At 34.1% G+C, this 25,677-nt stretch carries 26 protein-coding genes and 1 tRNA gene; 8 read left to right on the plus strand and 19 right to left on the minus strand.

The features are described from left to right. Window positions 1-12 precede the first annotated feature (12 nt). The 13 genes from ASE21_RS06170 to ASE21_RS06235 form a co-directional block, all read right to left on the minus strand. Window positions 13-1,200, minus strand: coding sequence for a BamA/TamA family outer membrane protein (locus tag ASE21_RS06170; RefSeq protein ID WP_057121709.1), 1,188 nt, complete (start codon window positions 1,198-1,200; stop codon window positions 13-15). A gap of 56 nt (window positions 1,201-1,256) precedes the next feature. Continuing rightward, a complete protein-coding gene (locus ASE21_RS06175; protein WP_057121710.1) occupies window positions 1,257-1,529 on the minus strand; it encodes a hypothetical protein in 273 nt (90 codons plus the stop codon). Between the two features lie 53 nt (window positions 1,530-1,582). Further along, the gene (locus ASE21_RS06180) at window positions 1,583-2,776 is read right to left on the minus strand and encodes a helix-turn-helix domain-containing protein (protein WP_057121711.1); all 1,194 of its coding nucleotides are present in this window, start codon (window positions 2,774-2,776) and stop codon (window positions 1,583-1,585) included. 123 nt (window positions 2,777-2,899) lie between these two features. Further along, window positions 2,900-3,478 (minus strand): DUF4136 domain-containing protein, encoded by a 579-nt coding sequence (locus tag ASE21_RS06185; RefSeq protein ID WP_057121712.1) that lies wholly within the window; start codon window positions 3,476-3,478, stop codon window positions 2,900-2,902. Between the two features lie 382 nt (window positions 3,479-3,860). Beyond that, window positions 3,861-5,312: a DUF1254 domain-containing protein gene (locus ASE21_RS06190; RefSeq protein WP_057121713.1), complete on the minus strand. Its 1,452-nt coding sequence runs from the start codon at window positions 5,310-5,312 to the stop codon at window positions 3,861-3,863. Window positions 5,313-5,353: 41 nt separating this feature from the next. After that, the gene (locus ASE21_RS06195) at window positions 5,354-6,184 is read right to left on the minus strand and encodes a hypothetical protein (protein WP_057121714.1); all 831 of its coding nucleotides are present in this window, start codon (window positions 6,182-6,184) and stop codon (window positions 5,354-5,356) included. Window positions 6,185-6,281: 97 nt separating this feature from the next. After that, the gene (locus tag ASE21_RS06200) at window positions 6,282-7,298 is read right to left on the minus strand and encodes an HAD family hydrolase (protein ID WP_082603442.1); all 1,017 of its coding nucleotides are present in this window, start codon (window positions 7,296-7,298) and stop codon (window positions 6,282-6,284) included. 54 nt (window positions 7,299-7,352) lie between these two features. Then, entirely contained in the window at window positions 7,353-9,020 is a 1,668-nt protein-coding gene (locus ASE21_RS06205) for an arylsulfatase (RefSeq protein ID WP_057121715.1), read from the minus strand. 393 nt (window positions 9,021-9,413) lie between these two features. Continuing rightward, a complete protein-coding gene (pyk, locus tag ASE21_RS06215; RefSeq protein ID WP_057121717.1) occupies window positions 9,414-10,847 on the minus strand; it encodes a pyruvate kinase in 1,434 nt (477 codons plus the stop codon). Window positions 10,848-10,852: 5 nt separating this feature from the next. Then, window positions 10,853-11,341 carry an IPExxxVDY family protein gene (locus ASE21_RS06220; RefSeq protein ID WP_053472898.1) on the minus strand — a complete coding sequence of 163 codons (489 nt, stop codon included), beginning with the start codon at window positions 11,339-11,341 and terminating at the stop codon, window positions 10,853-10,855. A gap of 125 nt (window positions 11,342-11,466) precedes the next feature. Further along, window positions 11,467-12,207: a ribonuclease III gene (rnc, locus tag ASE21_RS06225; RefSeq protein WP_057121718.1), complete on the minus strand. Its 741-nt coding sequence runs from the start codon at window positions 12,205-12,207 to the stop codon at window positions 11,467-11,469. Window positions 12,208-12,216: 9 nt separating this feature from the next. Continuing rightward, entirely contained in the window at window positions 12,217-13,470 is a 1,254-nt protein-coding gene (gene fabF / locus ASE21_RS06230; RefSeq protein ID WP_057121719.1) for a beta-ketoacyl-ACP synthase II, read from the minus strand. A gap of 240 nt (window positions 13,471-13,710) precedes the next feature. Next, window positions 13,711-13,947 (minus strand): acyl carrier protein, encoded by a 237-nt coding sequence (locus ASE21_RS06235; protein ID WP_007137004.1) that lies wholly within the window; start codon window positions 13,945-13,947, stop codon window positions 13,711-13,713. A 175-nt stretch (window positions 13,948-14,122) separates the two neighbouring features. On the opposite strand from ASE21_RS06235, the gene purN reads away from it, so the two are divergent. Together purN and rnhA are read left to right on the plus strand one after the other, a co-directional pair. Next, complete coding sequence (gene purN / locus ASE21_RS06240; protein ID WP_057121720.1) at window positions 14,123-14,686, plus strand: phosphoribosylglycinamide formyltransferase; 564 nt, start codon at window positions 14,123-14,125, stop codon at window positions 14,684-14,686. 102 nt (window positions 14,687-14,788) lie between these two features. Beyond that, a complete protein-coding gene (rnhA, locus tag ASE21_RS06245) occupies window positions 14,789-15,265 on the plus strand; it encodes a ribonuclease HI (protein WP_057121721.1) in 477 nt (158 codons plus the stop codon). 60 nt (window positions 15,266-15,325) lie between these two features. On the opposite strand, the gene ASE21_RS06250 is transcribed toward rnhA, so the two are convergent. Continuing rightward, window positions 15,326-15,670 (minus strand): DUF6249 domain-containing protein, encoded by a 345-nt coding sequence (locus ASE21_RS06250; protein WP_057121722.1) that lies wholly within the window; start codon window positions 15,668-15,670, stop codon window positions 15,326-15,328. Between the two features lie 303 nt (window positions 15,671-15,973). Here ASE21_RS06250 and ASE21_RS06255 point away from each other — a divergent pair, with 303 nt between their 5' ends. The 4 genes from ASE21_RS06255 (at window position 15,974) to ASE21_RS06270 (ending at window position 20,117) form a co-directional block, all read left to right on the plus strand. Then, window positions 15,974-16,561 carry an RNA polymerase sigma factor gene (locus ASE21_RS06255; RefSeq protein ID WP_057121723.1) on the plus strand — a complete coding sequence of 196 codons (588 nt, stop codon included), beginning with the start codon at window positions 15,974-15,976 and terminating at the stop codon, window positions 16,559-16,561. Then, entirely contained in the window at window positions 16,545-16,940 is a 396-nt protein-coding gene (locus ASE21_RS06260) for a hypothetical protein (RefSeq protein WP_057121724.1), read from the plus strand. Before ASE21_RS06255 ends, ASE21_RS06260 begins: the two co-directional genes overlap by 17 nt. 271 nt (window positions 16,941-17,211) lie before the next feature. Next, entirely contained in the window at window positions 17,212-18,135 is a 924-nt protein-coding gene (locus tag ASE21_RS06265; RefSeq protein ID WP_057121725.1) for a PfkB family carbohydrate kinase, read from the plus strand. Between the two features lie 83 nt (window positions 18,136-18,218). Then, window positions 18,219-20,117, plus strand: coding sequence for an amidophosphoribosyltransferase (locus ASE21_RS06270; protein WP_057122352.1), 1,899 nt, complete (start codon window positions 18,219-18,221; stop codon window positions 20,115-20,117). A 461-nt stretch (window positions 20,118-20,578) separates the two neighbouring features. Here ASE21_RS06270 and ASE21_RS06275 read toward each other — a convergent pair whose 3' ends face one another. The 4 genes from ASE21_RS06275 to ASE21_RS06290 all read right to left on the minus strand — a co-directional run bounded on the left by ASE21_RS06275 (window position 20,579) and on the right by ASE21_RS06290 (window position 23,853). Further along, window positions 20,579-21,190: a superoxide dismutase gene (locus tag ASE21_RS06275; protein ID WP_057121726.1), complete on the minus strand. Its 612-nt coding sequence runs from the start codon at window positions 21,188-21,190 to the stop codon at window positions 20,579-20,581. A 140-nt stretch (window positions 21,191-21,330) separates the two neighbouring features. Beyond that, window positions 21,331-21,960 carry an aminoacyl-tRNA hydrolase gene (gene pth / locus ASE21_RS06280; RefSeq protein ID WP_057121727.1) on the minus strand — a complete coding sequence of 210 codons (630 nt, stop codon included), beginning with the start codon at window positions 21,958-21,960 and terminating at the stop codon, window positions 21,331-21,333. 284 nt (window positions 21,961-22,244) lie between these two features. After that, entirely contained in the window at window positions 22,245-22,856 is a 612-nt protein-coding gene (locus ASE21_RS06285; RefSeq protein WP_057121729.1) for a 50S ribosomal protein L25/general stress protein Ctc, read from the minus strand. 55 nt (window positions 22,857-22,911) lie between these two features. Next, on the minus strand, window positions 22,912-23,853 hold the full coding sequence (locus ASE21_RS06290) for a ribose-phosphate pyrophosphokinase (RefSeq protein ID WP_053472911.1): 942 nt from the start codon (window positions 23,851-23,853) through the stop codon (window positions 22,912-22,914). A gap of 290 nt (window positions 23,854-24,143) precedes the next feature. Here ASE21_RS06290 and ASE21_RS06295 point away from each other — a divergent pair. Together ASE21_RS06295 and ASE21_RS06300 are read left to right on the plus strand one after the other, a co-directional pair. Then, window positions 24,144-24,223 (plus strand) — tRNA-Leu (locus tag ASE21_RS06295). A 143-nt stretch (window positions 24,224-24,366) separates the two neighbouring features. After that, complete coding sequence (locus ASE21_RS06300) at window positions 24,367-25,140, plus strand: hypothetical protein (RefSeq protein WP_057121731.1); 774 nt, start codon at window positions 24,367-24,369, stop codon at window positions 25,138-25,140. A gap of 21 nt (window positions 25,141-25,161) precedes the next feature. On the opposite strand, the gene ASE21_RS06305 is transcribed toward ASE21_RS06300, so the two are convergent. After that, the gene (locus ASE21_RS06305) at window positions 25,162-25,623 is read right to left on the minus strand and encodes an OsmC family protein (protein ID WP_057121733.1); all 462 of its coding nucleotides are present in this window, start codon (window positions 25,621-25,623) and stop codon (window positions 25,162-25,164) included. Window positions 25,624-25,677 lie beyond the last annotated feature (54 nt).

A 25,677-nucleotide genomic window follows, 5' to 3' on the forward strand; every position in this document is an offset into this window, starting at 1 on the left:
AACAATTAATAATTACCTCATCCAGTTACTTCCAAAAACAATATAATATGCCCAGTCTTCCGGGCCTTTTGCAACGTCAACGCCCATGCGGAGTTTGAATTTTCGTGCCAATAAATATCTAAATCCCGTTCCGTAGCTGTATACAACAGGTTTTGCAAAAGCTTTATCCCAATCGTTAAATGCACTTGCCAGTCCGCCGTAACCCATCAAACTCCATCTTCTGTACAAGTCCCATCGCAATTCGGCTTCGGTTACAATACTGGTTTTTCCCTGATATCGGGCAGAAGGAATTCCTCTTAAATTAATTCCCGGCCTTAAGTAAAAAGGCGGACTCCCAAACGCCTGTTCTCCTTCTACTCTAAGCCCGCCAATTAATTTTTCTGTTAATGGATAATATCCTATTGCCGACAAGTTGACACGCCAGGCATCATAATCGCTTCCTAATGCATCATCTGACCAAAAGAAATCAGACTGAAGCCGGATTCCTTTATCGGGAGTAAATATGTTATCGCGTCCGTCAAACTGAATCGCCGCACCCAGCTGGCTTACTGTACTTTGTATGTCGCCGGGTTTAACAAATGGCGGAGGAACATTTAGATCAGGAAGATTTATTTTTGAATTTAAAAAGAAATACTGCGGCCCGGCACTCCATTTGGCATTTCTAAATTGCTTTAGCCATTGTGTATAAAAAATCGTTGATTTGAAGTTGAGTTTAAATTCCTGGTCCGGTAAGTTGGGCAGATTGTTTTCATAAAATGAAATATTCATGTCTCCATAGCCGGCCATGACACGATATAAAATTTTGGGTTTGACTAAGGTGGCCGAACGAAAAGCGCCAACCATCCAGCTTTTGTTTCCGGTATACATTCCGATTCCTCCCGTTATATCCGGATTTATAAAACGTTTTTTGCCATTTTCGTCTACAACAGGCTGGCGTTTTTTTAGAAAAACAGGAACAATTGCACCTCCAATTCCGCCTAAAGCCGGTTCTGTAATAACTGTTGGAACTACAATAAAACCGTGTGCATAAATAATATAATTACTTAAATCAAAAGCGCCATCGAGTGAATCCTTCACGCTGATGTGCGTTTTTTGTGCAACTACAGTCTGGAAAGAAAAAAGGCAGATTGTAAAAATGAAAACCATTTTCTGAAAAAGCTTTCTGTTTTTTAAGATCAAATCTGAATATGTATTTCTCATTTAAGTCAGTTTAAAATTTATCGTATTCATTAAAAAACAGCAACTTTATCTTTCAATTATTCTTTTTCTTTTCCCATATTAAATACATGAGCAAGGGTTAAGAAAAAGGTATTGCCCTGAAAACGGTTTTTGGCTCCATTGGCATTTCGGAGCGAACTGGCATCATATAAATAAACCGGAATGTAAACACTTAAAGTATTTGCAGTAGCCTGTGTTCCGGATTGTAATCCCATCGCTCCCAGGATATGACCTCCTTTGAGCTTGGCATTTCCCAGGAAACAAAAGAAAAGGAACAATATTATATATGCTGATTTTAATTGGGTTTTCATGATTTGTCTTTAAAATTAATAGACCTCACAATCAACATATGAAGACTATTGTTTCAGTTTGTCGATTGTTTAAAGAAATAGGTGTTTGTTTTTTCAGCATTTATTCTAATGATTCTGAAATATTCTGAAGGCGATTTTCCGGTATGTTTTATAAAAGCTCTAAAACAGGTTGTCCTGGATTTAAAACCGGAAGCCCAGGCCATTCCTTCGAGTGAAAGATCTTTCCAGTCTGAATCGTTTATTTTTTCTTTGAAATATTCAATTCTCTTTAAGTTTATATAATCCTGAAAATGAAGATTAAACTCTGAATTAATTAAATTAGAAAGATTGTTTACAGTTATTCCCGTTTCTTCTGAAATATCCCGAATTACTAAATCTTTCCTTAAAAAGAGTTTTTTAGAATCGAAAATACTTTCCAGTTTTGTTAGGTACAGCTCTCGTTTTTCGGATGTTAATTCCTTAACTATTGGCAGTGAATTTTTGATTTCCTGTGATGTGAATGTCATCAAATTTTCATCGACAAAATTTAATGGTTCATTTTCAATTGTATCATAAAAAATCTGCGGTTTAAAATACAGCCATCCTACAGTAAACATCAAAACAGAAGAGATAAGGATATAACAGGATAAATCAAGATTATTGACATTACTGATTAGAAAGAAATGCACGAAAAGTGCCGAAAACAAAATCAGGATCATCAAATTATAAACTCTTATCCAGCTTAAAATTTTTATTTTCTGCAGATGGTTTTCTTTAAACTTTTTTAAATCGTAATTCAAAATCATCATCGTCTGACAAAATGCATACATAAGCCAGATGCTGAGACTTAGTATAGAAAAAGGATTTTTTATTTTTACAGAAAGATAATCTATGAAATAAATATCCGTATAATTTCCAATCCACACTATTATGGTCAAAGCAAAATAAATAACAAAAGGCAGAAAATGAAGCCAATCGTATTTTTTAAAAGCCGAATTTGGAAACAAAACATTTCGAACATATAAAAAAGCACACGGAGCCGCTAAGAAAATAAAAGATTTAGTAATCATAAAAAGATCCGGAAAATCTTTAAAAACATTTGCCGATAAATAAAAATTATAGATACTCACAACCGCCAGACTAAACAAAAACAGTCCTAAGAAAAAACTTTTAGAATAGTTTTTCTTTGAGGAAAGAACCATAATTGAAGTCGCAAAACCCACAATAGTAGCTATAAAAAAGAAAAGCGAAAGTACTATATCGATCATCTGTTTAGGATTTAATTAATTGTACTTTTTTGAGAAGTGTGTTTCAAAAAAGTAAATATGCGTTTTATAAGCTGCACTTACCAAAATAGAAAGTACAGCCTATTTTAAGACATAATTTCTAAGCTATTTTTTTACTGCTCCCGGAGGAAATCCTTCTAAAATCTTTTTAACAGAACTATTTATAAATTCTTCCGGATTATCTGGTCTGCTGTCGATTTGGGCATTTCCAATTCCCTGCCAAAGTAATTTTTGTGTCTTTGTAGAAACAATATCAATAACCAGTGAGCCATCGACATAATCGTAAGTATTAAATGTTGTGGTAGCACCACCCATCATTCCGCCGCCGCCCCAATATCCGTAAGGACGGTACATTCCGCCATAACCGTAAAAATTAGAGTCGGCTGTAACTTGTGTTTTATTTTTTAATATTGAAATTGCGTTTACTTTTAAATCAGGATTTGAACTTTCTGTAAATCCTTTTGCTATCATCTCTGCCCGAATCGCGTTGGTAACACGATCTACATTTAATTGGTTGATCTGACCCTGCTGTGCTTTTAAGTCGTAAACAGCAAAAGTTCTATATTCATTAAAATTTGCAGAGTGATCGTAATCTGTTGTCACTTTTACAGTTGGGGAGCAGCTGTAAATTAAACCCAGAAATAAAATTGGGATTATGCGAAGATTTGTTCTTTTAGTATTCATCTTGTAGAATTTAAATTAATGATTAAATGGCTTAACTCGAAATAATTAATTCTGAAAAATCATGAATGACAAATGGCTTCGATGGTGCGTTAAAAAACACAAAGAACTATAATTGAGGCTTTTACAATCATTCAAAGATAATCAATTTATTTAATTTATATAATTTATAGCAATAAAATTCTTACTTAAATATAATTGTTTTATTTATCTGACATAGTTATGTGCCGGGGCAGCCGGAAGTATTCCTTCTTGTACTGCCTGAACCAGTTATTGCAATCTAATTTGTTTTGATCCGGATATAAAATAAAAATTTAAAAAACACATTGAATCAAATGCAATATCCATTTTATCTGCTGCTATTTTTTTAATCCTAAAAACATTTTTATTTTACTTGAGTAACGTCTCCCATTTTCCATGCTTTTTCAAAAAATCCTTTTTCCGGACCATAAAAACGGGCTAATAATTCGAATTTTCTTTTTGGATTTGTTGGAATCCAGTTGGCTTCTTTTCCTGCAGGCGCTTTTGCTCCAAAATAAATATCGACAGACCCATCACTGTTTTTTTGAAGTCCCGGAGTGGTCGATGCCCGGCTAAAATATCGCATGTCTTTAATTAAACCATGCGTTTCACGATCATAAACTGTTACAGACCAGTATAATTTTACAGGAACATTTGCAGGTAAATGCAGCTGATATAATTTTGAACCATCCAATTCCTTTCCTTTATCGTCCTGAATGGATATTAAATAGAATTGTCCTGTTCCTAAATGCTTCGAACTAAAATAAGCAACAGAATACACAATTGCCCTTTCGCCCAGCGGATAAACATTTGGTGTTGTATAATTACTCGATATTGATTTTATAAAATCTTGTGAAATTGGAACCGCCCATTTCGTTCCCTCATAAAAAGGTGTTTTAAAAGCATTTATATATTGTTTATCAATCCATTTATGGGCCTCTTTAATAGCAGCATTAAGAATTTCTTTTTTTCTTGAATCTGCTTCGAAAGATTTTCCTTTTTCTATGCCAATTGATTTCAGATATTCAGCCATAACTAAGTCCCGGGAAAGCATGGGCTCTCTTTGTACAAACTGATTTAGCAATTCAAAAAAATGAAAATTGTACGGAATTGTATTGCTGAATGGCGTTTCTAACAAATCAACAAATTGGGTTGCCGGCGGATTATCTGCCTGAGAAAGCGGATATATTTTTACTTTTTTTCCGTAATCAACTGCTCTTTTAATATCAGCCTTACTCCCATCAGTTAGATTGGAACGAAGAATTGCAAATCCAGTATAAGTAGATGACGGCATTGGAATATAGCCATAAGGCACCGGATCTTTATAATCAGGCGGTAAGATAAGATATTTACCTCCCATTCCTTTGTCTACGCCTGCAGGTCCAATATCTTCAATAGCAGTCTGCCATCCGTCATCTACACTTCCTGTTAAGGAAGAATTGCCTTCTGCTGCGGGAATTTCTAAAACAACTGGCCCTTCTCTGGTATCATAGAAAGGGTTTACATATATCACATCCGGATTTGGCGTTAAAGTCTGATTTTTTGAGTTTATTAAACCCGACCAATAAATTATCTCATTAAAATTACCTTTTGCTTTGCTTAAGCTTTCATTGAACAGTTCAAAATTAACCGCAGGAATTCCCCAAATTACGGTTTCAACCGCACGGTTATACACTATTTGTTCTTCAATATCTGCTGGCTTAAATGCCGATGATTGTGTACTATCTGCTGCAACTGCTGTGTCGTTTGCTGTTGGAGATTTTGTACAGGAAACTAATAAAACAACTATTATAAGGGATAAGATTTTTGATTTCATATTGTAATTTTTAATGGATAAAAGAAAAATCAGAAGGAATGTTATGATCCGGGAAAAACGAATGCCAGTACAGCTCTTAATCCCCAATCGGGTTTAATTTCTCGCGGTCCCACAACCGGAATTAATGGCATAATTGCAAATTGAACCACCTGATCTCCCAATTTTGTTACTGCTCCTATGTTAGGACTAATTGTAATTAAAGTGGTACTGCCTTCCCAGTTTTGAGTAATTTCTGAGCTTACTCCTAAACTGGCACCGCTCTTATAACTATGGGTAAGAAATATTTGAGTATAAAACTGATTGAAATCTGCACGATCTTCATTTCCCGCAACAGACCAAATTTGATTGGCAATGAAACCAACCGAAAGTCCTTTGCCCTGATGCATAATCAATAAACTTGGCCCAACTCCAAATTTTTCTGTTCCTAAAAGTTTATCTGTAGCGGTTGGCACTAAAAATGCAGGACCAAATCCTAAAATAATTCCCTTTGTTTTTGGAGCAAAAAAAGCAGTAACCGTTGCATCGCTTAACCCAAACTGATGTGTGTTTTCTCCCGTAATATCTCTTTGATCTACGACTGGCAATATATAGCGGGTAATTAAATTTAGATTGTCTGTTAATTTAAACGGAATAACCGGCTGTACATTTATAGTGTATTTTGATCCGTTAAAAGGTCCAATGCCATAATTCAGATTGTTCTGCAAAGGAACACTAATCAGACTTGCAACAGGATTTGCTAATTTATCTGCCAGTTCCTGTGCATTTGATCCGCCTTTCGGCTGATCTTCCTGCGCAAAAACCGTAAAATTAAAAAGTAAAAAAGCCACAGTGTAAAATAACTTATTAATGATTTCATTCTTAGTTCGTTTCATAGACATTCGTTTTAAAACTTTTAATTACTTTAAAATCTAAATGAAGCAGCCTAAAAAGCAAAAAGCTGCTTCATTTTAGATTCTAACTAAATTCAAATTATTTATCTGCGAAAACTTTTTTCCAGTCATCCTTAATGCTGACAACATTCCACTTATTTTTTGAGGCTGTATTCAGGGATAAATTATCTTTTTCCTGATAGCTGTATTCTCTTATGGAGTCGTTGTGATTTATTAATAATTGAAATGAAGGATATTTATTTCCCTGAGAATATTTGAGCATGGCCAGATCTCCTGCTCCTCCCTCATTACCACAGGCAAAAACAGGTCTTTGACCAATGTGCAACTGTATTCCAACAGGTTTTCCCTCCTTATCATTAAAATGGTCTAAAGCCGGTTCCCGCTGTACTGTGTTTTTTGCTTCATCATATTTATATTTGAAAGAAGTACCCACAACCTGGTCTTTTGGAATTCCGTAAAAATCCTGAGATATTGCCCTCACAACCTCAATAGTACCACCAGTTACTATATAAGTTTTAAATCCGTTGGCACGCAGATAATTTAGTAGTTCTAACTGCGGCTGATAACGTATCTGCTTTAGTGCGACATTTTTGCCCGGATATTTTGCATCTTTAAAAAAGTCATTTACCGAAGCTTCAAATTCGTCTTCAGTCATTCCGGTATGAGTTGCAGCAACCAATTCTATGAGTGCTTTGTCTCCGCCTTTTTCAAAAAACATTTTGTCTTTTTCTATAACAGCTTTGAAAGGCTGCTTTTGAGCCAATTCAGGTTTTGCTTCTACCATTTTTTTAACCTTGTAAAAAGCAAAAAGTTCCTGTACATATGGTTTTTCTGCCCATAATGTTCCGTCATTATCAAAGGCTGCAATTCTAGAATCCTCCGGAATAAAGTCCGGACTTCCTTTTTTGGTAACTTTTTCTACATAAGCTATAATGTCATTTTTTAAAACTCCGTCATTCCAGCTGGGCAGTGGATCACCTGAGATAGTCGTTTCTGATTTTTTACTTTCTGTTTTGGGAGAAGTTAAGGTATCAGATTTTTTACAGTAAAAGAAAAACAGAACTATCAGAGGTAAAAAAATTATTTTTTTTCTCATGATGTTTGTATTTTAAAAAAGATTCAGACACTTATTCTGAATCTTTTTTGTTATTTATTTTTTCTTTTTAGTCTCAGTTTCGTTTTCCTTTAACTTAGGAAGTACATTTTTTTCTACATATTTTTGTGCTTTAATATCTCTCATCGTCTCTTTCATAATGCTCGAAGCCGAGAAACTAGGCGGTATTGAACGAGGAGGAAATTCTTTGAATGTTTCTGCAAATACCACAACATCCTGTATCGCACCGTAAACAGAACCAACATGGTCTAATTGCCAATCCCAATAGGTATTTGAAGTAATGTCAGCTCTTTCAAAAGGATCCTGAAAAAGGTTAAATGTTTTTTGCAGACGCAATTCTGTAAAAGGTTCAGCCCAAACACCCATTGTACCTCCTAGACGCTGTTCTGCAAATACATACTTATAATCGCCTTCTCTTAAAGCAACAAGAAGTCCGTCATCATCTGTATAGAAAAATTTATCTCTCGCACTTTTTTGGGTTGTTCCGCGAAGGAATGCACTTTGATCATATCCGTCTAAATGTACTTTATAAGTTTTACCGTTTGCGTTATACCCTTTTAAAAGTTTATTAGTGATGTCTGGCTCTCCTGCAATTGAAGCAAAAGTTGGAATCCAGTCATTATGGCTCATTAACTCTGTTGTTACAGTTCCGGGTTTAATAACTCCCGGCCAGCGAACAATACATGGAACACGGAAAGCTCCTTCCCAATTGGTATTTTTTTCTGAACGGTAAGGTGTCATTGCACCGTCTGGCCAGGTATTCATGTGCGGCCCATTGTCTGTCGAATATACTACGATAGTGTTATCAGCTATTCCTAAATCATCCAGCGTTTTTAAGATGCTTCCTATAGTTTCATCGTGTTCGATCATACCATCAATATATTCACTGTCGCCATGTGTATATCTTCCTCTGTGTTCTGGTCTAACGTGGGTACGGAGGTGCATGCGGGTAGCATTAAACCAGCAGAAAAATGGTTTTCCTGCAGCATTTTGTCTTTTTATAAAATCAATCGCAGCTGCAGATGTTTCGTCATCTACTGTTTCCATTCTCTTTTTAGTAAGTGCTCCCGTATCTTCAATTTTTTGTTTTCCTATTCTTCCAAAACGAGGATCTGTAGTAGCATCATCGACATTGGTGGCAGTGCATTTTAGAACTCCTCTTGGACCAAATTTTTTCAAGTATTCAGGATCTTTAGGATAATCAGGTAATTCCGGTTCTTCTTCTGCATTTAAATGATAGAGGTTTCCAAAAAATTCGTCAAAACCATTTACAGTAGGTAAACTTTCATTTCTGTCTCCAACGTGGTTTTTACCAAACTGACCTGTTGCATAACCCAGACTTTTCATAATACCTCCAATTGAAGGATCTAACTGGCTCATTCCCATTGGTGCTCCGGGAAAACCTACTTTTGTAAGACCAGTTCGCAGCCCATGCTGTCCGGTTAAAAATGCAGCACGTCCGGCGGTACAGCTTTGTTCTCCATAATAATGCAGAAAACGCAATCCTTCATTGGCTAAACGATCGATATTGGGCGTTGTATATCCCATAACTCCGTCACTGTAAGCACTAATATTGGTGGTTCCAATATCGTCGCCCCATAATACTAAAATATTGACTTTTTTGTTTTGAGCTTTCACCTGAACAATAGTGAAGCATACTACTGCGAAAAGCATTATAGCATTTCTAAATTTATTTTGTTTCATGGTAATAAGATTTGTTAATAATTCGTTTGTATATAAATGGTTTTCTAATCAAACTATATTTTACCAAAAAATAATCTGTATCAAAATCAATTTTGTACTATTTAGAATGGAGGGAAAAGGAAATAGGGGCTTATATATTTTGTTAAGGAAATCAAAATTATATAATAAAAAACAGAATTATCTTATGTTTCAGTACTGAGCATGTTGCAAATTATAACTTGCAACATAAAAAAGTACTTTGTTAACTGCATTATACTGCAAAATATAATTTGCAGCATTTAATTCCTCAAAATAAAGGGTTTAACCAACCTTTGTTCATTTTTAATTATAAAACAAAAAAAAAATCCACCCGAATCACCGGATGGATTTTTGAAATATATAATTTTAAAAAAACTATTCTATAGCAGATACTCTCATGGTATTAACCATTCCTTTTTCTTTAATTGGCATTGCTGCAAGATTAATTAAATAATCTCCTGTAGATGCATACCCTTTTTCAACTGCAATTTTATTTACATCTGTAACAGTATCATCTGTACTTTCTTCATTATCATAGAAGAATGATTTAACTCCCCATAATAAATTTAATTGTGTTAAGATTCTTTTGTTTGAAGTAAATACTAAAATATGAGCTGTAGATGGTCTCCATGCTGAAATTTGAAAAGCTGTATAACCGCTGTTTGTTAAAGTACAAATTGCTTTAGCTTCAATTTCATTTGCCAATAAAGCAGCCTGGTGACAAACTGTTTTAGTAACAAAACGTTTTGTTTTAATTTGAGGTGTATTTTGAGGAACCTGAATAAGCGGAGAATTTTCTACTGCCTCACAAATTTGTGTCATTTTCTGAATAACCTGTACAGGATAATTTCCTGTTGCAGTTTCTCCAGACAACATTACAGCATCTGCACCGTCCATTACTGAGTTCGCAACGTCATTTACTTCAGCTCTTGTAGGCGTTAAACTCGTAATCATTGTCTCCATCATTTGTGTTGCAACAATAACCGGAATTCTGGCCGTTTTTGCTCTGCGGATCAAGTCTTTTTGTACCAACGGAACTTCGTGAGCAGGAAGCTCAACACCAAGATCTCCACGAGCTACCATTAAACCGTCGCAGTATGCTACAATTTTATCCATGTTCTCAAGAGCTTCCGGCATTTCAATTTTAGCAATTACTGGGATTTTATATTCTGAATGTTTAGCAATTAATTCTTGTAAATCTTGTAAATCGCGAGGAGTTTTCACGAATGAAAGTGCGATCCAGTCTACTTTTTGTTCAATTGCAAAAATTGCATCTGCAATATCTTTTTCAGTTAAAGCCGGCAAAGAAATTTTTGTGTTTGGAAGATTAACCCCTTTTTTAGATTTTAATTCTCCTCCCTGAATAACTTTTGCAACAACTTCTGTTTTTTTATCTGTCGAAACGATTTCGAAAATAAGTTTACCATCGTCAAGCAAAATACGCTCTCCCGGATTAACATCATTTGGGAAATTTTGATATTTCATGAACACTCTCTGAGCAGTTCCTATAATATCTTCAGCAGTTGTAAAAGTGATTTCATCTCCATCGTGTACAACAGTACCTTCTTCCATCACACCAACTCTAAGTTTTGGTCCCTGCAAATCTCCAAGGATTGCTGTAGTGTAACCAAACTCTTCGTTTAATCCTCTAATGATATTGATTTTGTCTTTTACTCCCTCGTAATCTGCATGCGAAAAATTGATTCTAAACACATTAACCCCTGCATCGATCATATCTTTAATGATCTCTCTTGTACTACAGGCAGGCCCAAGTGTAGCAACAATTTTGGTTTTCTTACTTGTTAACATTTTTTTTAAAAAATTAGATTGTTTTTTGATTTTATTTTATTGGTATCAACTGCATAAATTGCCGCAATACTTTCTATTGAATTTAGTTGTTGCTGAATTTCTGAAAAATCAACAGCCTCTTCGCTGTTATCGATCTTCAGGAAAAAATCTACCTTTTTGAATTCAGGAAGTAAATGAATTGTTGTAGAAACCTCACTTGTTTCATTAGAAAACAAATTCTGGAAATCATTTGTACTCACAGAAATGATTTCATTTTTATTCTGAATCAAATTCCATGAAACAGCTTTCTCAGAATCATAATAATAAAATCTCGAAAAATTTGCCTCACCTTCTTTAGTCTGAGCATGGATCTCGTTTTTGCTCTTACTTAAGTTAATCGGAAGGTTCTTATTGATAAAATAGGCGAGTCTATAATCTTCTAATGAAGTATGGATTGCCATTAAATAATAATCAATTTCGTCAAATTCGTCTAAATCCAATCTATGAATAGCCATGTCATGAAAAATCAAGTTGTAAATATACTATTTCTAACGAAGCATCAATAGTTATGTGCAGCTTGTTTTTGTTAATTTATAAACGAAAACGATTTAGCATTAAGAAAATTACATCATTTTTGTAATTATTTCTTGTCAATTTTTTCCTGAAATGCAAAATAGGCTCTCTGCGATGCTTTTTCTTCTGCTTTCTTTTTTGACGTTGCCCTTGCTCTTGCTACTACTTTATCGTCTATACTTAATTTGACACCAAACAAACGCTGTCCGTCAATGCCGTTATCTTCAAAAATGTCGTAATGAAAGATCCTCTTTTCTTTCTGACACCATTCGATAACCAAACTTTTATAACTAATTACTTTTCCTTCAAGTCGTGCAATATCGACATAAGGCGTAATTACTCTTTTTTGAATAAATCTTTCACAATAGGAATACCCTTTATCGAGATAAATAGCACCAATCAGCGATTCGAAAATATTACCATGAATATTTTCTCCAAAATGCTGAACCGGTACTTTACTCTCTACAAAACGCACTAAATTCAAGTCCTTACCAAGCTCGTTTAAATGTTCCCGGCTTACAATTTTTGAACGCATTTTGGTTAAATAACCTTCATCTCCATTTGGCGCCTTATTAAATAAATGTGCAGCAATTACGGCACTTAACATCGCATCTCCTAAAAATTCCAAACGTTCATAATTGATAGGATGCCCTGATTCATCTAATTTATTTGACGACCTGTGAGTAAAAGCTTTTCTGTAAAATTCAATATTTACAGGCGGAAAACCAAGAATTTTCTGAATAGTGTCAAAAAAAATCCCGTCTTCTAGAGAACGGGATTTAGAAAATATTTTTTTGATAATATTCATAAGCGAAAATTACTCAGTGATTTTTTTAAACAATACACAAGCATTGTGTCCACCAAAACCAAATGTATTACTCATAGCAACATTTACCTCTCTTTTTTGAGGTTTGTTTAAAGTAAGGTTTAATGACGGATCGATATTTTCATCAACAACGGTATGATTAATCGTTGGAGGAACAATACCGTTTTTCATTGCCAGGATAGAAGCAATTGCTTCAATAGCTCCGGCAGCTCCTAGTAAGTGTCCTGTCATTGATTTTGTTGAATTGATGTTGATTGTTTTTGCATGATCTCCAAAAACAGCACTAATCGCTTTTAACTCGGCCACGTCTCCTAATGGAGTAGAAGTTCCGTGCGTATTAATATGGTCAACATCTTCCGGGTTCATTCCGGCATCTCTTAAAGTATTTTTCATTACCGCAATAACTCCAATTCCTTCCGGATGTGGTGCTGTTAAATGGTAAGCATCAGATGACATTCCGCCTCCGCCAATTTCACAGTAAATTTTTGCGCCTCTTGCTTTTGCGTGTTCGTAATCTTCAAGAACTAAAGCTCCTGCTCCTTCTCCTAAAACGAAACCATCTCTGGTTCCATCAAAAGGTCTTGAAGCTGTTTCAGGGCTTTCATTTCTAGTAGACAAAGCGTGCATAGAATTAAAACCTCCCATTCCGGCAATAGTAATTGCAGCTTCAGAACCACCCGATACGATAACATCACACATTCCTAAACGAATGTAGTTGAAAGCATCAATTAATGCATTTGCAGAAGATGCACATGCAGAAACCGTTGTATAATTTGGACCCATATAGCCATTACGCATTGAAATGTGCGCAGGAGCAATATCGGCAATCATTTTTGGAATAAAAAACGGATTGAACTTTGGAGTTCCATCACCTTTAGCATAATAAATTACTTCTTCCTGGAAAGTTTCTAAACCTCCAATTCCTGCTCCCCAGATAACACCAACTCTTGTTTTATCGATATTATCATTAGTAAGTCCAGCATCTTTAATAGCTTCATCGCTGGCAGCAATTGCATATTGAGCAAATTTATCTAGTCTGCGAGATTCCTTACGGTCCATGTAATCTTCAATATTGAAGTTTTTTACTTCGCAGGCAAATTTCGTTTTATGCTTCTCTGTATCATAATATGTGATAGGAGCGGCTCCGCTTACCCCATTCACAAGTGCATCCCAATACTCCTGGATATTATTCCCGATAGGAGTAAGTGCACCTAATCCTGTTACAACAACTCGCCTTAATGCCATAAATATGTTTTTTGTGTCTTAAACAAATAAAACCCATTGCTTTCTTAACTGTATTGCTACTTAAGAGCCATGGGTATTACAATATAAATATATCTTTTTGATTGAAAACCAATCGAAATTTAAATTTTAAAAAAATAATAACACCCGATTTTTAACAAATCTCAATCTCAAAAAACAAATTCCGGAATTGGAATTTGGAATTTCAAAAATTGCAATTTTTAAAATTCGGGTGTGGTATTATTATTTTTTAGCTTCCTCGATATAAGAAATAGCTTGACCTACAGTAGCAATGTTTTCTGCTTGATCGTCTGGAATTTGAATATCAAATTCTTTTTCGAATTCCATAATAAGCTCAACAGTGTCTAATGAGTCAGCTCCTAAATCATTAGTGAAGCTTGCTTCTGTTACAACTTCGTTTTCGTCAACACCTAATTTGTCTACGATAATCGCTTTTACTCTTGATGCAATGTCTGACATAATCTTTAATTTTAGAATTTAATTTGTTGGCAAAAATAAAAAACTTTATTTTAAAACCATGATTTAGTTTATAAATGTGACACTAATTTATAAAATTAATTTCAAGAAAGGTCTTTTAATCCTATTTATTTTCGATTTTTATTCCGTTTTTTGCAGTCTCAAAATAAATTCTATTATGAAAAAAATAATCGTTTTTGCCTCAGGATCAGGAACTAACGCAGAGAACATTATAAAGTATTTTTCGAACAGTGAAATTGGAAAAGTTGTTTCGGTTTTTACAAATAATGCTTCCGCAAAAGTTATTGACAGAGCAAAAAATCATCAAATTCCTGTCGAAATCTTCTCAAAAAACGAACTTTTAGAACGAAATGTATTACAAAAAATACAAAAAATCGACCCGGATTTGATTATTCTCGCCGGTTTTTTATTGAAATTTCCCGAAAACATAATTGAACAATACCCAAATAAAATAATAAATATTCATCCTGCACTTTTGCCAAAGTACGGAGGTAAAGGAATGTACGGGATGCACATTCACAGAGCCATTGTAAACAATAAGGAAAAAGAAACCGGAATCTCTATACATTATGTAAACGAGAATTATGATGAAGGGGGAATCATATTTCAGCAAAATGTTCTTTTGACAGACGAAGATACTCCGGAAACAGTTGCCGAAAAGATTCACGAATTAGAGCAAAAACATTTTCCTGAGATTATTCACAAATTACTGGATCAGTAAAATCACAAAAAACAAGTTTCAAATTCCAATTTAAAAATTAATTCAGAAAATAATTTTAGACAACGTTTATTCAATCTAAAGTCTAAAATCAAAAATAATTAAATGTCTCACGAAGTACATATATATACAGACGGCGCTGCAAAAGGAAATCCCGGAAACGGAGGTTACGGTGTGGTTATGGAATTGGTTGGAACACCGCATAAAAAAGAATTTTACGAAGGTTTTCGCCTTACTACCAATAACAGAATGGAACTTCTGGCGGTAATTGTTGGTTTAGAAAAACTAAAAAAGCCAAACATGAAAGTTCTTATAATTTCTGATTCTAAATATGTCGTTGATTCAGTTGAAAAAAAATGGGTTTTTGGCTGGGAAAAAAAAGGTTTCACAGGAAAAAAAAATCCCGATTTATGGAAACGTTTTTTAATTGTATACCGCAGACACCAGGTAGATTTTAAATGGATAAAAGGACATAACAACCATCCTCAAAACGAACGCTGCGATCAACTTGCCGTTATGGCATCGATGCAGCCTAAACTTTCGGTCGATGTTTACTATGAAACCATTGGTTCTAAAGAATAAAAAAACGCATCATATATATGATGCGTTTTTTTGTACTAACTTAAATCTTCTTACTGATTTTTATTTGTCTAAATCTTTTGCCTTATTAAATCCTACCAGCAATCCAATTCCAGACATCGTAATGATAGTAGCCGGATACACTACATCAGGATTCATTTTTGTATAGGTTGTTAAAAATAAAGCAATAAAAAGTCCTACACCAATTCCGATAAGAAGAAAAGCTGTATTTATAACGAAAACTTTCCAGGCGGGAACATTTTTTTGGTTGGTATTAAAAAAGATACTTGCATCGACACCTTTTTCTATAAGTGCCAGACGCTCTCTGTTTCTTGTTGAATAAATTAAATAAACGATTCCGAAGATCATTAAAAAGAAACTAATTGGGATTAAGATTTTGTCATCCATGATTTTTTATGTTTTTAATTGATTGATATACCCATAGGACGACAGGTTTTGAAATGAGGTTACAGGATTTGGTGAAAAAAATTAGATAATTAGAAAATTTGACCATTAGATAATTAATAAACTTCTGACAATCAATTAACTTAGCACTTGATTAGACATTACAAATTGTCAAAGTTTAAAAACTTTTGACAAGTTGCACAATTTTAATTCTTTATCAATTTTGGAATTGCCAAATTTTCTAATTATCTAATTTTTTTCACCAAATCCTGTAACCTAAATAAGCAAACTGTCGTCCTATATAATATGAGTACTTTAAATGATCAACATTATATTGACAAAATACGGCAGGGCGAGACTAATGCGTTTGCCGTGCTGGTTGATCGTTATAAAGATATGATTTTTACTTTGGCACTTAAAATGGTTAAGAACCGGGAGGAAGCAGAAGAAATTGCACAGGACACTTTTATAAAAATTTACAGTTCTTTGAATAAATTTAAAGGTGATTCTAAATTTTCGACATGGATTTATAAAATTGCTTATAATACTTGTCTGGACAGATTAAAGAAAAATAAAAAAGAGGATTTAAATATTTCCATTGATGAATTTTCTTCACACTTAATTAAAACAATGGACAATGCTTTGAGTGCTTTAGAAGAAAAAGAACGAAAGCAAACCATTCAAAAGTGTTTAAATTTATTGCCCGGAGACGAAAACTTCCTGTTGACTTTATTTTATTTTGAAGATCAGAATCTGGAAGAAATTGGAAAAGCAATGAATATATCAGCCAATAATGTAAAAGTAAAATTATTTAGGAGCCGGCAGAAATTAGCCGTAATTTTGAGACAGCAGTTAGAACCAGAAATAATAGAATGTTATGAAAGAGAGCGATAAAAACTTAGAAAAACTTATAGAGAAAATGATGAGCGAAGACAAACTGCAAACGCCGTCTTTTGACTTTACCTCAAAAATAATGTCTGAAGTTTTGGTTTTGGAAGAGAAAAAACTCAAAACATACAAACCGTTGATTTCTAAATCAGTATGGATTTCTATTGGAATCGCTTTGGCATTATTGATTATCTACGTTTCTTTCTTTACAGGAACAGATACTGTTTTAGATGTAAAAACTCCGTATGTAGATAAAATTTCAGGATTGTTTTCAGGAATTCACATTTCAAAAACTTTATTATATACACTTTTAATTGTCCCGATTATGATGTTGATTCAGATTGGGGTCTTGAAGAATTATTTTGATAAAAAATATAATTTATAAGAAAATTCATTATGTATTTTAAACATAAAAAGCAAAGTTTCTTCTTTTAAAAAAACTCATAAAACCCTAAAGTACTTTTTCAGGATATAAGTTGCATTTTAAATCTAGAAAACATATTTTAAACGCTTCTGAAAATCAATTTCAATCAATTCATTTACAATAGTTTTACTTCGAAATCGTTGTCATTTTTTTAAGAAAATTTTGAGAACCTAAACCGTTGCAAGATTGTAACTTATAGAGTATCTTTGCACCCTAATTCGAAATTCATAAAATGAATAAATTATTGATTGTTGGAACAGTTGCTTTCGACGCGATTGAAACTCCTTTCGGAAAAACAGATAAAATATTAGGTGGAGCTGCAACATATATTGGTTTATCAGCATCATTTTTTAAATTGCAATCGGCCATAGTTTCTGTAGTGGGCGACGATTTTCCTCAAGAACATTTAGATCTTTTAACTTCAAGAAATATTGATATCTCTGGTATCGAAATTGTAAAAGGAGGAAAAACCTTTTTCTGGAGCGGTTTATATCACAACGATTTAAATTCAAGAGACACTCTGGTTACTGAATTGAATGTTTTAGCTGATTTTCAGCCAAAAGTTCCTCAAAACTATAAAGATGCTGATGTGGTAATGTTAGGAAACTTACACCCATTAGTACAAAGCAGTGTTTTAGACCAAATGGAAAAAAAACCAAAATTAGTTGTTTTAGATACAATGAACTTTTGGATGGATTGCGCTCTTCCGGAATTATTAGACGTTATTAAACGTGTAGATGTTATTACAATCAATGATGAAGAAGCAAGACAGCTTTCCGGTGAATATTCATTAGTAAAAGCTGCTGCTAAAATCCAGGAATTGGGACCAAAATATGTGGTGATCAAAAAAGGAGAACACGGCGCACTTTTATTCCACAATAGAGAAGTATTCTTTGCACCGGCGTTACCACTTGAAGATGTTTTTGACCCAACTGGAGCCGGAGACACTTTTGCAGGAGGATTTTCCGGATTTATTGCACAAAGTGAAAACATTTCATTTGGCAATATGAAAAATGCAATAATTTATGGTTCAAATTTAGCTTCGTTCTGTGTAGAGAAATTTGGAACCGAAAGGATGGAAACATTAACTAAGGCTGAAGTAGCGATTCGATTACAGCAATTTAAGTCGTTAACTCAGTTTGACATAGAAATATAATGCCTAAGAGCCTCGATAACACGGGGCTTTTTTATTACGTTAATACACACAACTTACAACACACAACAAAAAAAATAAAAAAAATGAGCGACGCTTTAAAACACGAATGTGGTATAGCCTTAGTCAGACTTCTTAAACCGCTTGAATATTATAAAGAAAAATACGGAACTGCTTTTTACGGAATTCAGAAAATGTATTTAATGATGGAAAAACAGCATAACCGCGGACAAGACGGTGCCGGTTTTGCAAGCATTAAACTTGATGTTGATCCGGGGCAGCGGTACATCAGCCGGGTGCGTTCGAATCATTCGCAGCCAATTCAGGACGTTTTTAAACAAATTAATGAGCGTATTAGCGAAGAATTAAAAGCTAATCCGGAAATTGGTGACGATATTAACAGAATAAAATCTGAAATTCCATATGTTGGCGAATTGTTCTTAGGACACGTTCGTTATGGAACTTTTGGGAAAAACAGTATTGAAAGTGTCCACCCGTTTTTACGTCAAAGCAACTGGATGCACCGTAATTTAATTTTGGCCGGAAACTTTAATATGACTAATGTTAAAGAGCTTTTTGAAAATCTGGTTGAACTGGGACAGCATCCAAAAGAAATGGCCGATACGGTTACAGTAATGGAAAAAATTGGTCATTTCTTAGATAAAGAAGTAATGCAGCTGTACCAGGACTGTAAAGCCGAAGGATATTCTAAAAGAGATGCTTCGCCTGTAATTGCAGAACGTCTGGATATTGCAAAAATACTGGCACGCTCGGCAAAAAATTTAGACGGAGGTTACGCAATGGCCGGCTTATTAGGTCATGGAGATGCTTTTGTATTTAGGGATCCGGCAGGAATTCGTCCGGCATATTTTTATCAGGATGATGAAATAGTTGTTGTCGCTTCAGAAAGACCAGTTATTCAAACTGTATTTAATGTTCCTTTTGAAAGCGTTCAGGAAATCGATCCGGGAAATGCCCTGATTATCAAGAAAAACGGAAACGTTTCGATGAAACAAATCTTAGAACCAACCGTTAAAAAAGCCTGCTCTTTTGAAAGGATTTATTTTTCAAGAGGAAGTGATGCTGAAATTTATCAGGAACGTAAAAATTTAGGAAAATTAATATTACCTGCTGTTCTTAAGGCAATTGACAGCGATACTGATAATACTGTTTTCTCTTATATTCCAAATACAGCCGAAACTTCTTTTTATGGTTTAGTCGAAGCTGCCCAGGATTTCTTAAATCAGAGAAAAAACAATTATATTCTGGAAAACAGAAATACACTAACAACAGAAACACTTCAGGAACTTTTAGCTGTAAAAATACGTACAGAGAAAGTAGCCATAAAAGATGCTAAACTAAGAACTTTTATTACAGAAGACAGCAGCCGTGACGATTTGGTTGCTCACGTTTACGATGTTACGTATGGTGTAATCAAACCAGAAGACAACCTGGTTATCATCGACGATAGTATTGTTCGTGGTACTACATTGAAAATGAGTATTATTAAAATGATGGACCGCTTAAAACCAAAACGTATTGTAATCGTTTCATCGGCACCACAAATACGTTATCCTGATTGTTACGGAATTGATATGGCAAAACTTGAGGGACTTGTTGCCTTTAGAGCTGCCTTAACATTATTAAAAGAAAGAAACTTATATCATATTGTTGATGAAGTTTATGCTAAATGTAAAGCACAGGAAAATTTTGCAGATAAAGATGTTGTAAATTATGTAACTGCAATTTACGATCAATTTACACCAGAAGAGATTTCAGATAAAATTGCTGAGATGTTAAGTTCTCCTGAAATCAATGCCGAAGTAAAAATAATTTTTCAAAAAGTAGAAGATTTACATATTGCCTGTCCTAAAAATCTTGGCGACTGGTATTTTACAGGCGATTATCCTACCCCAGGAGGAAACCGTGTTGTAAATCGTGCGTTTATGAATTTTTACGAAGGTAAAGATGCGAGAGCTTATTAAAAAAGTATTAACAAAAGGTTAATTTGTGCATTTCATCGGTTTTTTTTGCCGTTCATCCTGTTTCTTTGGTAAAAATGAAAAGCTACAATACTTTTGAAATACCATAACATTAGTAGGTTAAGTTTATGGTAGATTTGGGGCAAAAAGGGTGGAAGAAATTCCACCTTTTTTATTGGAATAAACTCAAGTATTTCGATTTTAAGAGATTACACTTACATTTCATCGGATATTTTTACCTTTCATCCGAAAAATTTTCTTAATAAAAATTCATTCCATACATTTATAAAACCATAACATTAGTAGGTTAAGTTTATGGTAGATTTGGGGCAAAAAAGGTGGAAGAAATTCCGCCTTTTTTATTTTATTAAAATAACAGGATATAGATTTTAAATAAAAAACAAAAAAATAGACGAACAACCCTTTTGGCCATCCGTCTATTCTCTATTTTTTTATTCTATTTCTTATTTGTCTAAAGCAAATCTTCTTGCAACTTCTGTCCAGTTAATTACATTGAAGAAAGCCTCAATATAATCTGGTCTTCTGTTTTGGTAGTTTAAATAGTAAGCATGCTCCCAAACATCCATTCCTAAAATTGGAGTTCCGCCGTTACCAGCAACTTCTGGCATTAATGGATTGTCCTGATTTGGAGTTCCTACTACTTCTAATTTTCCACCTTTTTGAACAACTAACCAAGCCCATCCTGAACCAAATTGTGTCGCACCTGCTTTAGCAAATTTTGCTTTAAATTCTTCGAAAGTTCCAAAAGAAGATTCGATAGCAGCTAATAAATCTCCTGTTGGTAATCCACCTCCATTTGGAGACATAACAGTCCAGAATAAATTGTGGTTGTAAAAACCTCCACCATTATTACGAACTGCAGTGTTAGATTTATCTAAATTAATTAAGATGTTTTCGATTGTTTTGCCTTCTAAATCTGTTCCAGCGATAGCTGCATTAAGATTTGTAGTATAAGCATTATGATGTTTTGAATGGTGAATTTCCATTGTACGTGCATCAATATGTGGTTCTAATGCATCATATGCATAAGGTAATTGTGGTAATTCAAAAGCCATGATATTATGATTTTTTATGGTTTATAATAATTTATCCCAAATTTAGACATTTAACTTTGGAATTGAAAATACTATTTCGTTATAATTCGATTTAAATACTTTATAAAACAGCTTTTTCAAGATTAAACACCTGTAAATCTTTATTTTCCGTTAAAAGTGGTCATTGTATTTTCTAATCCTGCAGTTCCAAAAGATCTTATAATTTCTGCTGAAGTTTCTAAGCGTTCCGGCAATTTTGAATTTTCTTCATCGTTCCATTCGCCTAAAACATAATCGACCTGCTGTCCTTTTTTAAACTGATCGCTGATTCCAAATCTAAAACGGGTATAATTTTGTGTATTCAGCACAAGATTAATGTTTTTAAGTCCATTATGACCGCCATCGCTGCCTTTAGGCTTAATTCGGATGGTTCCGAAAGACAAGTTTAAATCGTCTGTTATTACAAGAATATTTTCCAGCGGAATATTTTCTTTGTCCATCCAGTATTTTACCGCTTTTCCGCTAAGGTTCATATAAGTGTTTGGTTTAAGCAAAAGGAAAGTCCTTCCCTTAAACTTATATTCTGCTAAAGATCCTAATTTTACGGTTTCGAATGAAAGGCTTTCTTTTCTGGCTAAAAAGTCTAATACTTTAAATCCGATATTGTGCCTTGTATTTACGTATTCGGCGCCAATATTTCCTAAACCGACTATTAAATATTTTTTCATATTGTCTTCTGTGTTCTCTTCTTTTGATGTTGATGAAAACAGTTTTGTTATCCATTTTATCATGTTTGCAAAAGTAAGGTTAATTAGAGAATTGGACAATGTTGATCTTAGATAATTAGAAAATGTGTCAATTAGATAACTAGTCAATTAGACATGGCTTAACCTCAGAGGACGCAAAGAAACCTCTCGCAAATTTTGGAGATTGGGCAGATTTCATTTTCTGTCATGTTACAGAAGGAGACATCTATAAAAGAATCGCAAACAAACAAAACCTTTTGTCTCTTTAAACCTCAAAAAAAAAGCACCAATCTTTCGATTGATGCTTTTTGTATTGAATTTGAAAAAAATTATTTTTTCTTTCCTTTTGCAGGAGCTTTTGCAGCTTTTGCAGCTTCTTGAGCAGCTTTCATAGCAGCACGAGAAATTCTTACCTGAGCAACAACTGTATTGTCCGGGTGCATAATTTTGTATTCTGGTTTTCCAACTTTAGTAACATATAATTTGTTACCCATTTCAAGTGGAGTGATGTCAGCCTCAACAAAATCAGGAAGATTTGATGGTAAAGCTTTAACTTTTAATTTACGTTGGTTTAAACGTAAAACCCCTCCCGCAAGAACACCTTTAGATGTACCAACGATTTTTACAGGAACTTCCATTGTGATTTCTTTATCATCAAATAATTGGAAGAAGTCAATGTGTAAAATTTTGTCAGATACCGGGTGAACCTGAATGTCTTGTAAAATTGCATTGAATGATTTTCCTTTTCCAAGTTCGATCACAACTGTGTGAGCGTTTGGAGTGTAAACCAAGTTTTTGAATGCAGCAACGTCTGCTGAGAAATGTACTGCCTGGTTTCCTCCGTATAAAACGCAAGGTACCTGTCCAGCATTACGTAAGGCTTTAGTTGACACTTTGCCCACGCTTTCTCTTTCTGATCCTTTAATTGTAATCGATTTCATTGTAAAAAAATATAGTTATTAAATAAATATTCTTATTTGATGTAAGCCTTGTGTCTTACATTATAAATTTTCCACTAATGGAATTGTTGTGGTGCACCATGTGCATAACTTCCGCAAAAAGAGGTGCACAACTCACTACTCTTATTTTGTTTGATTCTTTCTTTAACGGAATTGAATCGGTTACGATCAATTCTGTTAATTTAGAATTTTCAATTTTCTCATATGCACCGCCAGATAATATAGCGTGTGTACAAATTGCTCTTACACTCAGCGCTCCTTTTTCGATCATTAAGTCGGCTGCTTTTGCTAAAGTTCCTCCTGTATCGATCATGTCGTCTACTAAGATTACGTTACGTCCTTTTACTTCACCAATCAGCTCCATAGTGTCAATAACGTTGGCTGCTTTTCTTTGTTTGTAACAGATTACTACATCTGATTCTAAAAACTTAGAGTAAGCATAAGCTCTCTTTGATCCTCCCATATCTGGAGATGCAATAGTTAAATTTTCTAAATTTAAACTCTGCACATAAGGCAAAAAGATTGTAGATGCAAATAAATGATCTACTGGTTTTTCAAAAAATCCCTGAATTTGATCTGCATGCAGATCCATTGTCATGATTCTCGTTGCTCCTGCAGCTGTCAGCAGGTTTGCTACTAACTTAGCTCCAATTGGAACTCTTGGCTTGTCTTTTCTATCCTGTCTTGCCCAGCCAAAATAAGGCATAACAGCTGTAATATGTCTTGCTGATGCGCGTTTTGCCGCATCAATCATTAATAACAATTCCATCAAATTATCTGCCGACGGGAAAGTAGAACAAACGATAAAAACACGTAATCCTCTTATTGATTCTTCGTAAGACGGCTGAAATTCTCCATCGCTATACGTTGACATCGTTACTTTTCCTAACGGAATTCCGTACTGTTCTGCAATTTTTTCTGCAAGATAAACACTTTGTGAACAAGCAAAAATTTTAGCTTCTGGTTCTAGGTGCGACATTATAATTTGTTGTTTTTACTCCGATGCGCTTCATACAATTTGCCTTTATTAGTTAGATAAAGCAAAGGAAAGTATAAATGCCTCGGGTGTAGTTAGTTGTGTGTGCTTCGTTTTAACGAGGTGCAAATTTATAAAATTTATTGGACACTGAAAGGAAATATTTAAGTATTTTTAGTAGAACATTTAATTTAATTTTTTACATTTGCACCGTGTTAAAGGAATGGGCACAGAAATGACTCATTCTATTGCGTTAAAATAATTGATTTATCCTTTATTTTTTCGTCTGCTAAGCCCGGATGGCGGAATTGGTAGACGCGCTGGTCTCAAACACCTGTGGGAAACCGTGCCGGTTCGACTCCGGCTCCGGGTACAAAAAACCTCTTCTTAACGAAAGAGGTTTTTTTAGTTTTATCCTCTTTTTATTTTTCTAATCAAAAAATTTCCTAAAAAACACTTTTTTTAAAAGTAAGATTTTACCTAAAATAATATCTTTGCTTTTTAAATTGGCATACCATGAAAATACCTGAAGCGTATATAAAGATTTTTCCTGAATATCAGGATGTCTTTTATGACGATCTTGATAATCACAAAAAGTACTTTCTTCCCTTATGCTCCATTAATTTGGGTTTTATTTCAAAAGATAAAAATTACTGGCTGCATTTTATTTCTGTAAAAGAAATCTATAACGGAAGTGTTGGACAAACCACTACTTCATTTCATTCCGAATTTACAAAATATGACATGTTTGGATTTGACATTCTTGATGGCAAATATAAATTTGATTCGGAATGGGATTATTTTACTGTTTCTAGAGAAATTTTACCAGGAAACTTAGATATTGAATACACTGATGAAGAGATTCAGTTTAATTTTAATCAGGCTATGTATGAACTAAAAAAATCTTATTATAAAAAATTTGGAAAATTATATGATAAAGATTTTTACAGGCCCGGATTAACTGTAAACGGAATCAGAAAATTAGAAAGATTACTAAAACTAACTCCTGAGGATCTTTATAATGATAAAGATTCTGAGTATGTAAAAGAGCATCAGAAAAAGAAAATCAATGGTGTACTGTTAGAAATTAATATAGATAATTTACCATTAGATGAATGCAGTTTTTCCGGAGAAAATCTTATTGATAAGCCTTTAGACAAAAATGGAAACCTTTTCGATTATATTGCGTGCATGGAAGGATACGACTTTCAGCAAGATGCTGCAGACCAGATTTATTTGTTTCATAATTTTGAATTAAAGAAGGCTGTGATTTGTTTAGAGTATACCTAAGTTTACACGAAATCTCAATTATTATCTGACTTCACAACTTGCATGATGCAAAACCGGAAAATTGCATGAATTAGCAATAAAACACAATTGATTAGCTTTAAAATGCAATTCTAAAGCCAGATTCACTTTATCTGAGTTTGCAATTGTAACTTTTGGATATAAACGAACCTCAACAAATCTTCCGCTTCCGTCCGGATTAACTTCGAGTGTTGCTTCGGCGTTGTCTGAATATTCTAAAACTTCAATTCCGTTTTGTGAGCAGACATATAGATAGGACATCATGTGACAGGAAACTAAACTGCCCAACAATAAATCTTCCGGATTATACAATTCCGGATCGCCTTTGAAAGCTTTTGCAGCCGAAACATCTAAAACTGATTTTCCTTCTATTTGGATTTTATGGGTTTTGTTGTAGAATTTCTTTGATTCACCTGAATTTTGGTTTGAAGTCCAGTTTAACTGTGCTTTAAATAAATGTTTCATTTTGCTAAGTTAAGATTTTTATAAGCTGCAATTTCCTTCTTAAACTCTAAATAA

It is taken from the genome of Flavobacterium sp. Root901 (assembly GCF_001429765.1).
Taxonomy (GTDB): domain Bacteria; phylum Bacteroidota; class Bacteroidia; order Flavobacteriales; family Flavobacteriaceae; genus Flavobacterium.